The sequence below is a fragment of the Psychroflexus sp. MES1-P1E genome, from assembly GCF_002836055.1.
Lineage (GTDB): Bacteria > Bacteroidota > Bacteroidia > Flavobacteriales > Flavobacteriaceae > Psychroflexus.
This window is the reverse complement of record NZ_PJBS01000320.1, coordinates 24698-39239: the sequence shown is the minus strand read 5'-3', so window position 1 is coordinate 39239 and position 14542 is coordinate 24698. Positions and strand designations below refer to the sequence as shown.

The window sequence follows — 14542 nt, the reverse complement described above, 5'->3', positions numbered from 1 at the left end:
CTATTAAAATGCTAACTTAAGCCGTGTATAATTAATGGCTAGTTCGAGCTTGCTTACGAAAATCCTCGCGGATTTTCTATTCGGTTTTTATTTGCTAAATTAGTTTCTTAAAAACGCAACTAACCATACATAAAACCGTTACCACACATTTGAGAAAAATAGTATTCATATTGACAATAGTGAGTTTGTTTTATAATTGTAAAACTGACAATAGAACTGTGGAACAAAAAAATACTGAATTTTACTATCCACGAATTACAAATTTCGAGAACGACTCAATCTTGACTAAAATTGATTTGGATTCTATCAAAAATTATGGAGAACTAATTAAAATTGCGGATAGAATTGCGTGTAGTGGAAAATTACCTGTTCTGAAATTTAACTCTGATAAAACGGATTTCAATCTTTTAGTCTTTAAAATGTGTTCGGAATCAAATATTATAGCAGATTATTCTGGAAAAAATGTAATTTCAATAGAAAACAATACTGTAATTATAAATGACCAAATAGAAAAGCCGATAGATAGTCTTAAATCAATTTTACGGAATCACATATTGAATCCTGAAAAGCAATCTGATTATTCTCAAAATATTGAAAAAGCTTTAATCTTTTATTATCAAGATAGCCTGTTTGGAAAAGAAGAAATAAAAAAACAACTCGTAAAAATAACAACCGAATTTAACGAGCTAAACGGAAAGAATGGAGACAGTCTTCCATTGAGAATTAAGTTATGTGATTATCCATACATCCGAATTGAAATGCCGATTCCACCACCACCGATTGAAAAATAAAAACTTGTGGTAACACCGTGTATAATTAATTGCTTGGTCACTGCCGACTTACGAACATTCCTGCGGAATATTCTATCTGTGATTTATTTGCTAAATTAGGTGCTCAACCACGCAAATAACCGTACACAACAACGTTGGTGGTAATTAAATTATATATTATGAAAAAAATATTTACACTTATTTTTGCTTTAATAGCATTCACATCATACTCTCAAACATATAAAGCAGTTAAAATAACTGAAACCACAAAGTTATTACATTCTGGAGTAAACTCGCTAATTGGAGGAGTATCAAGAGTTGCTTTACCAATAAATTTACCAGAAAATACAGTAGAATGGTATTACAGTTTTTCAACAACTGCTGGTTCAAGTAGAAGTTCAACTCTTAATTTAGCTGTGCAAGTTGCAGCATACGCATCAACTGGACCGATGGGTTCAACTATTGCTAAAGGGCTTAAAGTCCCTCCTGGAAATGGCGAAGTTGATGTTTCACTTATAACTTCCGACTCTAAATCTGCATTTCTCTCAAAAAATGATGACCTTGTAAAACGCTATTCCGATTTAAGTGAAATAAGTACAACTCAAAGTGTTAAAACAATTAACAATTTATTGACAGGCTCCTATTATTTAGGGTTAAGAAACCCCTCCTCATACGAATCTGTAAGTGTTACTATAGAGGTTGTTGCTATGGTAAAAGTGGAGGCAACAACAAATGGCTGGACTGCTACTAAAAAACAAGAAGCATATATTAACTTCAATCAACCTTTCAAAAACTTATTTAAAGGACAATTAAAACAACCTGAAATAGACAGTTTTACTGGTTGTTTTATGTCAAAAATCACTTCTAACTATACCCCATACCAGTTAAGTGCTTTTGCGGAATATGAACTAAACGATATTTTGGCAAAATTTGGAGATAAATGTTCTGAAGAATTAAATATCAACTTTGACAATGTAGCTGTTCCACAACAAAACATAAATAAGGACAACTTAATTGGTAAATGGAAAGATCAGAACTCAACATTTACTATTTATGAGAATGGAACTATATTACTAATATTCGATAATGGGAAAAGCTTGTTTGGAAATTGGGAATTAACTGAAAACAAACTCAAGTTTGTTTTCGATTTTGGGAAAACGATTGATGAATATATCATAATAGAACTTACTGATAAAATATTCAAATATAAAGGAACAAAAGAACCGACTTTATGGAGTGCAGACAAAATCGGGAATTACTAAACCATAGACATCAATAACTTAAACTAAAAAATATGAAACAAATAATCCTATTAATTACTATTGCTACTCTTTTTGTTAGCTGTTCAAAGTCAAATAGAGAAACATTAATACTTGGTTTATGGTGTTCTCACGACAAAGCAAATAGCAATTCTATTTGCTTAGATTTTGAAAGTGGTGATTTTCCAGATGGTTACGAGCGACTTATAACAACAATAGAATCTGAGCATAATAATGGCCAATTTAAAATTGATGGAGATAAAATTTACATACGATTTCCTGACGAGTTGGATATGGAGGCTAATAGTTCTTTTTTTGAGCAAGAAATGGAATTAACCATAAAAAATATTAATGAAAATTCAGTTTATTTAATAAATTCCTCAGGGGATGGAATAACCCTAATCCGCGAAGACAATCCGAGAAAATTATGATACAAATTTCAGGAACTGTTACATAAATAATTATAGCTAACGAAAATGAAACCTTATGTAAAGTTAGAATTAATGAAAGTTTGCACCCTTATTTCTCAATTAAGGACTTAGAAGCTGACGTTTCTTCAATAAATAATATAATCAATGAAAAAGATATTTCTTTACTAATCAAAGACTATTTGATTAAATCATTTACGGGAATATTTATCATAAAATTAACTCTTAATAGATTTGAATTGGTTGACGATTAAAATAATTTTCTCTAGAATTATCATTAAAAAACTATCGCCAATATCATCTATATTTTATAGGGCAGTTGGTAGCGAACTGAAACAACAAAGCAATTAATAAGCTCCGCCAAAACTTTATTTTGACGTTTTAATATGAATTAAGTTAAAACACAAAGCCAAAGCTTTGGCTAATTAGTTAAACGGAAATAAATACTTTTAAATCGCCCTACAAAAACATAGATTAGTCATTACCACAAAGACCTAATCATAAAATATAATTTCAATTTTAAAGAAAATCAATTTCTGGTCTACTTCAGAAAACTTCTAGATAGTAATGAGGTAGATAAATGGATAGAGCTTTATAACCTAGGGACTTATGATAAAGGCTACTTAAAAGGCAGTACTATCTTCTGGCAAGTAGATCAAAATTCAAAGGTCAGAACTGGTAAGATCATGAAGTATGATGAAAATACGGGGAAAAGAATACCAAAAAAACAGAATTGGTACCATGCTATCTACAATAAAAATGATTTTAACTTAAAACAAGTCCCCTTTGGACTTCATCTCTTACGAAAACACAAGACAAAAAAGATTGCACTAGTTGAAAGTGAGAAGACAGCATGTTTAATGTCTACTTTCATGCCTAACTTTATATGGCTTGCTATCGGTAGTTGCCAAAATTTGACAAATAATACCAAATTAAACCTATAATGCCGCAATAAATCGTTTCTTTTTCGCCTGCTTTTTATCAAAAATAATTACCGTAACTAAGGCTATGCTAATTATTTTCAACTTCAATCAATCAAAAAATAATTCAATTTATTTATACGACATTATAAATTTAATTTGGTATAATATGCTCTCGGAAATAAAAACCAAAGAAGTTATTTTATTTCCAGATGCGGGTAAGTTTGCTTTATGGGCATCAAAGATTCAAGATTTACCTAAATCAAATTTTTATGAAGTATCAGATTTACTTCACTCAAAGTCTACAGAAGAAGAGAAAAGAAAGGATTTTGATATCGCCGATTACTGCCTTAGAGTGTATTTAAATGAAATTTACTCAGTTGTATTTGATTTGATTAAAAACTCAAATATCCATGAAGGGCATGCCTCTAAATAAAAAACCCCTGATTTACAGGGGTTTAATTGGTAATCGAGTGATCGCGACAGGATTCGAACCTGTGACCGTCTGCTTAGAAGGCAGATGCTCTATCCAACTGAGCTACGCGACCTTATTTTTGCGAGTGCAAATATATAAATTATCTTCTTTTACGCAACTATACTTTCGTTTTTTTAAAATAAAAAAGCCCCACGGTCTGTGAGGCTTTAAACTAGTTTCAAAAAAACTTATTTTGCAGTTTTCATTCCATCTTCAATCATTCCGAAGAATTGATCTAGCTTAGGAAGAATAACAATACGTGTTCTTCTGTTTTTAGCTTGTCCAGCTTCAGTATCATTATTAGCGACTGGGATATACTCTCCTCGTCCAGCTGCTGTCATTCTCTTAGGATCTACGTCGTATTCGTCTTGTAAGATTCTTACAACTGCAGTAGCGCGTTTTGTACTTAAGTCCCAGTTGTCCTCTATATTAGTTCGTGAGATAGGATCATCATCAGTATGACCTTCTACCATAAACTCAAAGTCTTTTTTATCGTTAACAACGGTGGCCACTTTACCCAAAACTCTTTTAGCTTCGGCAGTCACTTTAAATTGTCCACTTCCAAACAATAACTTATCAGAAATTGAAACAAAAACGACACCTTTCTCTACATTAATTTGGATATCCTCATCATTGATGTTACCCAAAGCGCCTTTAAGACTAGTCACTAATGCGAGTGTTACGCTATCTTTTTTATTGATTGCATCTCTCATTGTTTTGATTTGAAGGTCTTTTTCCTTCATGCTTTCTAAAGAACGCTCAAGATTTTCAGCCCCTTTTCTAGAAATAGTAGCAAAATCTCCAGTGGTGCTTAATAAAGCTGAATTTGTACTTTCAAGTGTTTTAATTTGGCTTTCATATGAACTCATCATATTGTTTTTCTCGTCTTCACAAGCAGAAAGTTTCATCTCAGCAGTTTTCAATTCATCTTGCGTGGTCTCATACATACCTTCCATTTCTGCAAATTTCTTATTAGAAACACAAGATGTCATTAATACTCCAGCAAATGCAATAGCAAATAATTTTTTCATAATTTTATTTTAATTAAGTTAGTCAAATTTAATATCTGTTAAGTAGTAAATAGTAGTCTTAACAATTATTTATTAATCATTTTTAACCTGCTATACTTCTTCGTTTTCAATACAAAACTATGCCAAACTATACTCTTAACAACAAAAATTTGTTTCTTTTTTTGGAGTTGGTGCCGTTTATGTATTAAATCTATAAATTTTGTGTAGAAACTTATATGTGATTTAAATATAGCAAAAAAATGTGAAAATTTTCCTTGTGTTAAAAAACGAAGGGCGGCTATCCCATCTAAGAGAAGTCTTACAAATAAAATAGGGTAGGGGTTTCTTTCTGAATTTTTTAAGATAGAACATAAAGAGTTTCTGAAATTTAAAAAGGTTTTGTGTGGACTAGAGTTTGAAAGCGTGCCTCCACCTTGGTGAAAAACTTTACTTTTATAAGTATACATAATAGTAAACCCTAAGTTTTTTAGTCTCCAGCACAAATCGATCTCTTCTTGATGAGCAAAATAGCTTTCATCAAATCCATCGGAAAGTCTAAAACATTCTTTTCTTATGGCTAAACAAGCTCCACTAGCCCAGAACACTTCTATCTCAGTATCATATTGTCCGGTGTCTTCTTCAATGGAATCAAAAATTCTTCCTCTGCAAAAGGGGTAACCCAATGCGTCGATAAACCCGCCTGCTGCACCTGCATAATCAAAATTATTTGGCTGTTGTATAGATTTTATTTTAGGTTGTATGGCAGCAATAGAGGTATTGGAAGCAAACAATTTTAAAAACGGACTCAGCCAACCTTTAGTCACTTCCACGTCATTGTTTAATAAGACATAGATATCTTCTTCTACATTATTTAAAGCCTTGTTATATCCTCCTGCAAAGCCTAAATTAGACATATTTTTTAAAACTACAACTTCAGGATATTGCTGACTTAAAAACTCTAGTGATTCATCTGTAGACCCATTATCGGCCACGTAGACTTTGGCTTTTGCAGAATGGGTGAGTACCGAAGGTAAATACTTTTCGAGAAGGGCCTTTCCATTCCAATTCAAAACAACAACAGCAATATTCATATATGAAAGTTATAACGAAGGTAGATCCTTCAAGAAAATATAAGTTTGACGCTCGTAATCCATCTTGCAAAAATAATGACTCATACCGTTGGTAATCATCAATAAGTCGGCTTTAAGGGCCAAATTATACCTTGCAATTTGATCAAAAGTGTCTTGATTAATTTTAATATGTGGAGCTTTGCATTCTACAATAAGCTTTATGTTTCCATCGGTTTTAAAGGCTAGGATGTCATAGCGTTTGGAGATCCCATTTAGATCAATTTTCCGCTCTTCATTGAGAAGAGAAGGAGAGTAATTTTTTTCTGAAATCAAAAACTGAACGCAGTGTTGTCTTACCCATTCCTCTGGAGTTAAGATCAAATATTTTTTCCTCAATATAGAAAATATAGAAGGTTTATTTTCTTTACTTTTGATTTTGAATGAATAGTCTGGAAAATTCAATCTTTGCATAGATCAAAGAAACAAAATTGAATTAAATTGAAGTCAACCAAGCATGAAGGATTTTAAATCTATTATATCTGATATCGATCAACGTAAGTTTGCACCAATTTACTTCTTAGTGGGAGAAAAGGAAACTTTTTTTGTGGACCTTATCGCTGAGAAAATTGAAGCTACAGTCCTTACTGAGGATGAAAAAGCCTTTAATCAAAGTATTCTTTATGGAAAAGAAGTCACTATTGATGATGTTATAGGCCAAGCCAAACAATACCCTATGATGTCCGATTATCGAGTTATCATTGTTAGAGAAGCTCAATCTCTGTTGAAAAATATCGACACTTTGTCCTCTTATGTAGAACATCCACAGCAAAACACAATTTTGGTTTTTTGTGTGAAGTATAAAAAAATGGATGGAAGGCAAAAAGTCACAAAATTGCTTAAAAAGTCTGCAGTTTATTTTGAGACTAAACCCATGTATGACAATCAAGTCCCTCAATGGATTTCCGAAACGCTTTCCACTTCTGGATATACGATTGCTCCAAAAGCTTCTGAAATGCTGGTTGAGTTTTTAGGAAATAATTTGTCTCATATCTATAAGGAACTTGAAAAGCTTCAGAATATACTTTCCAAAGGGTCAAAAATAACACCCGAGCTTGTCGAAGAAAATATAGGAATCAGTAAAGATTTCAATAATTTTGAATTGACCAAAGCCATAGGGATAAAAGATGAAATGAAAGCGCAACGTATTGTCGCTTACTTTGCTCAAAATTCTAAAAACCATCCCATCATATTGACTATGACTCAACTTAATTCTTTTTTCAATAAGCTATTGAGATACCATGCCCTTAAAGATAAATCACAATATGCTGCGAGTGCAGCCCTAAGTATCAATCCTTTTTTTGTAAAAGATTATAGTTTTGCTGCTCAGAATTATACTATGAAAAAAGCGAGTCAGGCGATAGCCTTAATACGGGAAGTCGATATGAAAAGTAAAGGTGTTAACTCCAATCAGGTCCCCTCTGGGGACCTGATGAAGGAATTACTCGTTAAATTGATGCGCTAAGAATTTGCTTTTAACTCATCTATTTTCTTACCCACATCATCTGCTTCTTTTAATTTAGCATCCGATTGTTGTCTATTGGTTTTAGATAAATCAAAAGCCTCTTTTTGAAGCTTTTTATATTGATCTTGAAGTTTTTCAAAATCGGTTTTCTTTTTAAATAGTCCAAACATAAATTCTTTTTTTGAAATATAACACCCTTTGCTTGATTCTACATAAGTCTTAATTAAGACTTAACTAAAGATTACAGGCTTATTTATTTAGCCCATAATATTATATCCACCATCTACATGTCTTATTTCGCCAGTGGTTCTTCCTTTAGGTCTTAATAAATTCAAAACTTCAAAAGCGAGATCTTCAGGCAAAGCATTTCCCAGTGGACTTTTGCGATGTGCAAATTCTACATCTTTTTCATTAAGGGTAGCATTCCCAGCTTTGCTTCCCATATAGGGTGAAAACCGAATACAATTAACACGTGTGCCATTTTTTCTTCCCATTTCGTCAGCTAGTTCCACTGTGATGCGCTCTAAAGCAGCTTTGGCAATACTGATATTCCTATAGGGGTGGAAAGTCACTTTAGAAGCTGCTATATAACTTAATGAACAGATTGAAGCATCGGCGTTTAGTAAGTTATTTTTAAACAAATGACTGGTTAAACTTATCAATGAGTAGGCCGAGACTTCCATAGCGTCACAAAACTCTTTAAAAGTGACATCTAGCAAGGGTTTTACGACTTTATTTCTGATGGTTTTATCCATAGCAATAGCGTGGAGGAACCCGTCAATTTTAATGTTTTTTGTCTTTAGTTTATCGCAAAACTCTTGGATGCTTGCTTCTAAGGAAACGTCCAAAATTTCTGTCATGGTGTCTTTTCCTAATTCTTGGTGAACACTATCTTGAAAATCTTTAAAAGTCTGATCAAGAAAAGATTTAGCCTTGTCGGATAAGCTATCGTGAAATTGACTTACGCCTAATCCTGTACAAATGACTTGACCACCGTTTTCTTTTATTTTTTTAGCCACATACATGGCTAAGGAATGTTCATCTGCGATTCCTGTGATGAGATAAGTTTTACCTGTAAGCATTTTTTTATTTTTTAAATTACCATTTGTATAATGCAGTTCCCCAAGTCCAACCAGCTCCTACGGCTGCAAAGAGAAGTAAATCATCTTTTTTGAAACGATTGGCTTTGTGCACCTCATCCAAAACCAATGGAATAGTTGCTCCAGATGTATTAGCATACCTATCCATGTTAGTCATAACCTTCTCAAAAGGCATTTTTATTTTTTTAGCAATCGTTTTTAAAATACCAATACTAGGTTGATGGGGGATCATAAAACTAACGTCATCAATAGAGGTGTTGGTTTTTTGAAGAAGCTCTTGGATAGATTCTGGAACTACTTTAGTCGCCGTATCGAAAACCTCTTTACCGTTCATATGGAAATAATGCATGCCTTTTTCAATCGTTTCCTTAGAGGCAGGAGTTTCGGAACCACCACCAAGAATTGTGAAGTGTTCTTTTCCACGACCATCGGAATGTAGGTTGAAATCGATAAAGCCTTTATCCTCATCGGTTTTGCTTAATACTAAAGCGCCAGCTCCATCTCCAAAAAACACGGAATCCCGACGATTCCAATCGATGATATTCGAGAAGGTATCTGCGCCAATAACTAGAACATTGTTGTACACACTATTTTTTACAAATTGATAGCCTACAGAAATGGTGAATAAAGCGCCAGAACATACTGCGGCAACATCAAAAGCAACGGCCTTATAAGCTTTCATTTTTTCTTGAACAAAACAAGCACAGGAAGGAGCTTGTCTATCTGGGGTGGTCGTGGCAACGATAATTAAATCGATATCCTCCACCTCAAGGTTCGCGTTCTTAACAGCCTCCAGACCAGCTTTATACGCTAAGTCGCTCGTGGCCTCACTATCTACAATTCGTCTTTCTTTGATTCCTAATTTTGAATAAATCCACTCATCTGAAGATCCGACCTTTTCAAAAAAGGAGTTGGGAACTATTTTTTCTGGAACATAAGCACCAGTTCCACTTATAAATACGTTTGGCATATAATTGATTTTATTCTTAGGCGATGAAATTAAGTTTTTTAATCACTTTTTAGAATAAAAATATAATAAGTCGTAATATTTTAACATTTATTAATACGTAAGTCTTAAGATTCGAATAGGTCTGTAGATAGGTAGCGATCTCCTCTATCACAAATAATGCTAACCACAACCCCAGTATCTAAACTTTCGCAGAGTTTAACAGCAGCAGCAGTAGCTCCTCCTGAACTCACTCCTGAGAAAATACCTTCTTTTTCTGCAAGATACCTCGCCATTTTTTTAGCCTCCTCTTCACTGACTTCATAAATATGATCTACACGATTAGGATCATATATTTTTGGCAGGTATTCATTTGGCCATTTGCGAATTCCAGAAATCTTTGCGCCCTCAGCAGGATGAACACCAATGAGCTGTATGTCTTTATTTTTTTCTTTTAGAAATCTTGAAGTCCCCATAATGGTTCCTGTGGTTCCCATGGAAGATACAAAGTGAGTTACTTTATGGTTGGTGTCTTCCCAAACTTCTGGTCCTGTTGTTTTATAATGAGCTTTCCAGTTATCTTCGTTTCCAAACTGGTTAAACATATAGTAGTTACCAGTTTTCATTTTTTCTTCGGCATAATCTCGAGAATATATAATGCCTTTCTCACCATCTGTTAGGGTGACCTTCGCCCCATAAGCTTTCATGGTTTGTACACGTTCTATGGTTGCATTTTCAGGCATGACCAATTCTATATCTAATCCAAAAATACTAGCAACCATCGCCAATGCTATACCGGTATTTCCACTAGTGGGTTCTATAAGCTTTGTAGTCTTGTCGATATCACCACGTTCTAAAGCAGACTTTATCATGTTGTAGGCCGCTCTATCCTTTACGCTTCCTCCAGGATTTTGTCCTTCGAGTTTAAGGTATAGTTTAACGTTTGGGTTTTTGACCAAGGTTTTGGCTTCTACGAGTGGGGTATTCCCAATTAAATCTAATATACTTCGACTCATGTTATTTTATTTTCGTTGATTTTATCCATAGATTTATGAGTTACTCTAGAGTTTTTGGCAACCGATTTGGTTAACCATACGTTACCACCTATCGTAGACCCTTCACCTACGATGGTATCTCCTCCTAAAATGGTAGCATTGGCGTATATGGTGACATCGCTTTTTATAGTGGGGTGTCTCTTTTTATTTTTCATCTCTTTACTTACCAATAAGGCCCCTAGGGTAACTCCTTGATAAACTTTTACGCGATCTTCAATCACACAGGTTTCACCAATCACTACACCTGTGGCATGATCTATAAAAAAGGGACTTCCTATTTTGGCTCCAGGATTGATATCGCTTCCCGTTTGAGTATGAGCACATTCAGACATTAACCTAGGAACCAAGGGTAGCCCAAATTCCATTAATGTATTGCTTAACCTATAAATCGCTATCGCGTAAAATCCGGGGTAAGCCAAGTAGACCTCTTCGAGTGAATTGGCTGCTGGATCATTATCCTTAATAAAACAGGCATCTTTATTCAACTTCTTTAAAATTGCAGGAAGCTTACTCATAAAGTCGGTCCAGATTTCCCGGCAGGGGTCTACTTTTTTAAAGCAAACTAAATCGGCCAAGTTTTTAAACTGCTCTTCCAGTTCGTCCATTCCAGAAGCGACATCAGTATTTTTATCAAATAAAGTTAGGAACAATTGTTTTGTGAATTCTTCAGTTTTACTTTTTATCTCATAGATATTACAAACCTTAGCTTTCTCAGCTTTTATCTCTTCAATAATATCCTGTTTTAATACGGGTAGCATAGCGATAATGTATTTCTGTAAAATTAAACTTTTATGTATGCCTTTATGTTTTAAAAATGTGAAATTATAAGTGAGGCCCTAAGCTTAATTCTTCAAATTTAATTTTACTTTATAAGTCCTTGGTCTACAAAAATGATTTAAATCCTGACCTTTGCTAAAAAAGTAAATGCCTAAGGTAATAATCATAGGAGCAGGCTTAAGTGGTTTATCGACTGCTTATGGATTGAGAAACTCCAACTTTGACGTCGAAATTATTGAGGCTAGGCCAAGACTTGGTGGTCGTATCTTTACTATTGAAAAAGAAAACAGTCAACTAGAAATGGGAGCCACATGGTTTGGTCCTCAGCATACAAGCTTGATGGAATTGATAAAAGAATTGAAGATTCCTTTTAAAACTCAAGATAATGGCGCTGAAGCAGTTTATGATTTCAGACCGAAGGGAAATATAGAACGTTTTCAAATCCCCTCCCAAGATGCAGCCACCTATAAGTTTAATCATGGTACTTCACATCTTATAGAGACTTTAGCAGAAGCGTCTTCAGCTAAAATTCATTTTGATGAAGTCGTTGATTTAATTTCTATAGATGAGCATATACAAGTTTCCACTAGTACCACTGTTTTTGATGCAGATTACCTCGTGTTGAGTAGTCCTCCTCAGCTAATTTCAGAAGGCATAGAGTTTAGGCCTAAACTTTCAGAGACTTTCAACCAGCTTTTGCAAGACACTCATACTTGGATGTCGGACTCCATTAAATTTAGCATAGCTTATAAAGATGCTTTTTGGAAAAGTCAACAGTTTATGGGCACTTTAATGAGCCCCCATCAAATTATCCAAGAGATGTACGATCACAGCGATAGCAATCGGAATCAAGATGCTTTGGTAGGCTTTTTAAATTCTAACTATTCCCATTTAACTTCAGAAGAAAGAAAAGAAAAGGTAATGGGTCTATTAGAGAGCTATTTTCTAGATGAGAAGACGCATCTAAAAGCTTATGAAGATTTAAACTGGCGCAATGAAACTTATACCATACCTAAAAATGCGAAAAGCTTAGCGCCGCATCAAAATAATGGGAATCCTAAACTCAGAGACTCTTTATTTGATAATCGATTGTTTTTTTCAGCTTCAGAAACCGCACAACAAACCCCAGGATATATGGACGGAGCTGTGCACCGAGGAAGAGAAGTCGCCGACTTTCTTCTCGACTTATCAGTTTGAAAGTCTTGAATTGATTTCCGATATTTCTTTTAAAAGAAATAAATAATCTTCTCGACAAGCGACGAAATCTAAATCCGAAATATCAATGATTTTTACATCAATTTTATTTTGAGAGTTGAAGAAATTCAAATAGCCTTCGTGGATACGTCTTAAATAATCTGGAGATATATTTTGTTCATAATCTCTCCCTCTTTTTTGAATATTTTTGAGCAATCGCTCGGTATTTTGATAGAGATATACGTACACATCGGGTTTAGGGACATCACTGTACATAATGTTAAATATTTTCTTGTAGAGAGCATATTCGTCCTCTTGCAAGGTGACTTTTGAGAAAATAAGTGACTTATTGGGGTTATAATCTGAAATAGCGAAATCTGAAAATAAATCCAGCTGGGAAATATCATCCATCAATTGTTTATGGCGATCTGCTAAAAATGACATTTCTAAAGGAAACGCAAATCGAGCCTGATCTTCATAGAACTTGGGTAAAAAGGGATTGTCCTTAAAACGTTCCAAAATGAGTTTTCCATTGAAGTCTTCAGCAATCATTTCTGCTAAGCTCGTCTTACCTGAACCAATGTTACCCTCGATGGTCAGGTAACTCACTTGCCTGAATGTGGCAATTTTGGTATTCAATTGATCTGATATCGGCTCTATATAAGAAGTATCTGATGTAGATGTAACCAAATCTGTGATGCTTTGGCCTAATTTGGGATGTTTTAACTCTGGTGCAATATCCGCCAAAGGATACAGCACAAATTTTCGTTCAGCGAGTCTGGGATGTGGAACTATTAAAGTTTCTGTTTCGATAGTCATGTCATCATAAAAAATGATATCTAAGTCTATAGTTCTGGCTTGGTACCCTTTATTTTTTATGCGTACTCTGCCAAGTTCTAATTCTATGTTGAGTAATTTTTCTAAAGTATCTTTTGCGGAATACCTGGTTTTTACTTCTATGACAGCATTTAAAAAATCATCTCCCTCAAAACCTAGTGCTGGTGTTTTATATAGTTTAGAAACTTTTGTAACGTCGCCGATGCGATTGTAGATATGATCTACAGCTTTACGGAGCAACTGCAATTTTTCGCCTCGGTTGCTCCCTAAAGCAATATATGTTGTGGGTTTAAGATTCAATTTTTAAGAAAATTTTAATACTGATTGATGAATAATCTACTGCTTGTTTTTGCTTTAGCATCTATTTGCAGCTTAAATTTGTCACAAAGGTAAATATCAAATCCAATATATTTGACAGCATTACAAAAACTTTCAGCAGGACGCATTTATCTAATTCTTACAGCCCTTTTCATTACTTCTTTAGTGGTTTCCAATCTTATCTTTAAGAAGTTTTTTTACTGGGATTTTTTTGGACTCTATAGATTTGAAATATCGGTAGGAATACTTCCTTATCCTATTACCTTTCTTATTACGGATACCATCAGTGAGATCTATGGGAAAAAGAAAGCCAATCAAGTGGTGACCTTAGGACTATTTGCGTCGGTGTTTTCTCTGTTGATTATTCTACTAGCTAATGCTGTTCCTTCTGTGCCTTGGTCACCTGTTGGAGATGAAGTTTTTAGTGATGTTTTTGGAGCTACGGCTATAGCTGTAAGCGCCTCTATGATAGCTTACTTGCTTGCTCAATATGTGGATATTTATGTCTACCACTTTTGGAAAAAGGTGACTAAAGGAAAGCATCTGTGGTTGAGAAATAATTTTTCCACGTTCTGCTCTCAGTTTGTAGATACCCTCGCAGTGGTTTTTCTTTTATGTGTTTTTGGTGAACTGGATTGGTCTTTATTTGGTGGATTGCTCCTCAGTGGTTTCTTGTTTAAAGCGCTTATTGCTTTGCTAGATACTCCACTATTATATCTTTCCGTCTATCTTTTTAGAAAGAAATTTAATCTAAAACAAGGAGAAGAATTACCTGATTCTGAAAGTTTTTAAAAGATTAAGCAGATCTAAATTTTAATTCTTTTTTTAGGATACACGTCATTGCAATGTTTAATTTTAGCT

17 protein-coding genes and 1 tRNA gene are annotated in these 14542 nt (G+C 34.2%); 8 read left to right on the top strand and 10 right to left on the bottom strand.

What is annotated here, in order from left to right; all coding sequences use genetic code 11:
* Positions 1-281: 281 nt before the first annotated feature.
* The 5 genes from CXF67_RS13935 (at position 282) to CXF67_RS13915 (ending at position 3813) form a co-directional block, all read left to right on the top strand.
* Complete coding sequence (locus tag CXF67_RS13935; protein ID WP_145990468.1) at positions 282-791, top strand: hypothetical protein; 510 nt, start codon at positions 282-284, stop codon at positions 789-791.
* A 158-nt stretch (positions 792-949) separates the two neighbouring features.
* Positions 950-2032 (top strand): hypothetical protein, encoded by a 1083-nt coding sequence (locus tag CXF67_RS13930; protein ID WP_102089301.1) that lies wholly within the window; start codon positions 950-952, stop codon positions 2030-2032.
* 32 nt (positions 2033-2064) lie between these two features.
* Positions 2065-2460, top strand: a complete 396-nt coding sequence (locus tag CXF67_RS13925; RefSeq protein ID WP_102089300.1) for a hypothetical protein — start codon at positions 2065-2067, stop codon at positions 2458-2460.
* Positions 2461-2930: 470 nt separating this feature from the next.
* Positions 2931-3401, top strand: a complete 471-nt coding sequence (locus tag CXF67_RS19220; protein WP_219621040.1) for a DUF6371 domain-containing protein — start codon at positions 2931-2933, stop codon at positions 3399-3401.
* 145 nt (positions 3402-3546) lie between these two features.
* A complete protein-coding gene (locus tag CXF67_RS13915; RefSeq protein WP_145990467.1) occupies positions 3547-3813 on the top strand; it encodes a hypothetical protein in 267 nt (88 codons plus the stop codon).
* Positions 3814-3851: 38 nt separating this feature from the next.
* Here CXF67_RS13915 and CXF67_RS13910 read toward each other — a convergent pair.
* The 4 genes from CXF67_RS13910 to CXF67_RS13895 all read right to left on the bottom strand — a co-directional run bounded on the left by CXF67_RS13910 (position 3852) and on the right by CXF67_RS13895 (position 6403).
* Positions 3852-3925 (bottom strand) — tRNA-Arg (locus tag CXF67_RS13910).
* 115 nt (positions 3926-4040) lie between these two features.
* Entirely contained in the window at positions 4041-4883 is an 843-nt protein-coding gene (locus tag CXF67_RS13905) for an OmpA/MotB family protein (RefSeq protein ID WP_102089297.1), read from the bottom strand.
* Positions 4884-4948: 65 nt separating this feature from the next.
* Positions 4949-5953 carry a glycosyltransferase family 2 protein gene (locus CXF67_RS13900; RefSeq protein ID WP_102089296.1) on the bottom strand — a complete coding sequence of 335 codons (1005 nt, stop codon included), beginning with the start codon at positions 5951-5953 and terminating at the stop codon, positions 4949-4951.
* A gap of 9 nt (positions 5954-5962) precedes the next feature.
* Positions 5963-6403 (bottom strand): type I restriction enzyme HsdR N-terminal domain-containing protein, encoded by a 441-nt coding sequence (locus CXF67_RS13895; protein WP_102089295.1) that lies wholly within the window; start codon positions 6401-6403, stop codon positions 5963-5965.
* Between the two features lie 43 nt (positions 6404-6446).
* Between CXF67_RS13895 and holA the strand changes: the two genes are divergently transcribed.
* A complete protein-coding gene (holA, locus tag CXF67_RS13890) occupies positions 6447-7454 on the top strand; it encodes a DNA polymerase III subunit delta (protein WP_102089294.1) in 1008 nt (335 codons plus the stop codon).
* On the opposite strand, the gene CXF67_RS17875 is transcribed toward holA, so the two are convergent.
* The 5 genes from CXF67_RS17875 to CXF67_RS13870 all read right to left on the bottom strand — a co-directional run bounded on the left by CXF67_RS17875 (position 7451) and on the right by CXF67_RS13870 (position 11313).
* Positions 7451-7624: a Lacal_2735 family protein gene (locus tag CXF67_RS17875; protein WP_145990466.1), complete on the bottom strand. Its 174-nt coding sequence runs from the start codon at positions 7622-7624 to the stop codon at positions 7451-7453. The genes holA and CXF67_RS17875 overlap by 4 nt on opposite strands.
* 87 nt (positions 7625-7711) lie before the next feature.
* Complete coding sequence (locus tag CXF67_RS13885) at positions 7712-8536, bottom strand: SDR family oxidoreductase (RefSeq protein WP_102089293.1); 825 nt, start codon at positions 8534-8536, stop codon at positions 7712-7714.
* A gap of 16 nt (positions 8537-8552) precedes the next feature.
* Entirely contained in the window at positions 8553-9524 is a 972-nt protein-coding gene (locus CXF67_RS13880; protein WP_102089292.1) for a 3-oxoacyl-ACP synthase III family protein, read from the bottom strand.
* 104 nt (positions 9525-9628) lie between these two features.
* The gene (gene cysM, locus CXF67_RS13875; protein ID WP_102089291.1) at positions 9629-10516 is read right to left on the bottom strand and encodes a cysteine synthase CysM; all 888 of its coding nucleotides are present in this window, start codon (positions 10514-10516) and stop codon (positions 9629-9631) included.
* Complete coding sequence (locus CXF67_RS13870; RefSeq protein WP_102089290.1) at positions 10513-11313, bottom strand: serine O-acetyltransferase; 801 nt, start codon at positions 11311-11313, stop codon at positions 10513-10515. Before CXF67_RS13870 ends, cysM begins: the two co-directional genes overlap by 4 nt.
* Before the next feature lie 166 nt (positions 11314-11479).
* Between CXF67_RS13870 and CXF67_RS13865 the strand changes: the two genes are divergently transcribed.
* Positions 11480-12529 (top strand): flavin monoamine oxidase family protein, encoded by a 1050-nt coding sequence (locus CXF67_RS13865; RefSeq protein ID WP_102089289.1) that lies wholly within the window; start codon positions 11480-11482, stop codon positions 12527-12529.
* On the opposite strand, the gene folK is transcribed toward CXF67_RS13865, so the two are convergent.
* The gene (folK, locus tag CXF67_RS13860; RefSeq protein ID WP_102089288.1) at positions 12521-13663 is read right to left on the bottom strand and encodes a 2-amino-4-hydroxy-6-hydroxymethyldihydropteridine diphosphokinase; all 1143 of its coding nucleotides are present in this window, start codon (positions 13661-13663) and stop codon (positions 12521-12523) included. The two genes, CXF67_RS13865 and folK, sit on opposite strands and share 9 nt — an antisense overlap.
* A 111-nt stretch (positions 13664-13774) precedes the next feature.
* Here folK and CXF67_RS13855 point away from each other — a divergent pair, with 111 nt between their 5' ends.
* A complete protein-coding gene (locus CXF67_RS13855) occupies positions 13775-14473 on the top strand; it encodes a queuosine precursor transporter (protein ID WP_102089287.1) in 699 nt (232 codons plus the stop codon).
* Positions 14474-14542: the final 69 nt, after the last annotated feature.

What these genes read in the sequence shown, in the direction of transcription:
- CXF67_RS13930 (WP_102089301.1), top strand. Translation starts at nt 950, where the DNA reads ATGAAAAAAATATTTACACTTATTTTTGCTTTAATAGCATTCACATCA.
- CXF67_RS13925 (WP_102089300.1), top strand. Translation starts at nt 2,065, where the DNA reads ATGAAACAAATAATCCTATTAATTACTATTGCTACTCTTTTTGTTAGC.
- CXF67_RS13915 (WP_145990467.1), top strand. Translation starts at nt 3,547, where the DNA reads ATGCTCTCGGAAATAAAAACCAAAGAAGTTATTTTATTTCCAGATGCG.
- CXF67_RS13905 (WP_102089297.1), bottom strand. Translation starts at nt 4,883, where the DNA reads ATGAAAAAATTATTTGCTATTGCATTTGCTGGAGTATTAATGACATCT.
- CXF67_RS13900 (WP_102089296.1), bottom strand. Translation starts at nt 5,953, where the DNA reads ATGAATATTGCTGTTGTTGTTTTGAATTGGAATGGAAAGGCCCTTCTC.
- CXF67_RS13895 (WP_102089295.1), bottom strand. Translation starts at nt 6,403, where the DNA reads ATGCAAAGATTGAATTTTCCAGACTATTCATTCAAAATCAAAAGTAAA.
- holA (WP_102089294.1), top strand. Translation starts at nt 6,447, where the DNA reads ATGAAGGATTTTAAATCTATTATATCTGATATCGATCAACGTAAGTTT.
- CXF67_RS17875 (WP_145990466.1), bottom strand. Translation starts at nt 7,624, where the DNA reads ATGTTTGGACTATTTAAAAAGAAAACCGATTTTGAAAAACTTCAAGAT.
- CXF67_RS13885 (WP_102089293.1), bottom strand. Translation starts at nt 8,536, where the DNA reads ATGCTTACAGGTAAAACTTATCTCATCACAGGAATCGCAGATGAACAT.
- CXF67_RS13880 (WP_102089292.1), bottom strand. Translation starts at nt 9,524, where the DNA reads ATGCCAAACGTATTTATAAGTGGAACTGGTGCTTATGTTCCAGAAAAA.
- cysM (WP_102089291.1), bottom strand. Translation starts at nt 10,516, where the DNA reads ATGAGTCGAAGTATATTAGATTTAATTGGGAATACCCCACTCGTAGAA.
- CXF67_RS13870 (WP_102089290.1), bottom strand. Translation starts at nt 11,313, where the DNA reads ATGCTACCCGTATTAAAACAGGATATTATTGAAGAGATAAAAGCTGAG.
- CXF67_RS13865 (WP_102089289.1), top strand. Translation starts at nt 11,480, where the DNA reads ATGCCTAAGGTAATAATCATAGGAGCAGGCTTAAGTGGTTTATCGACT.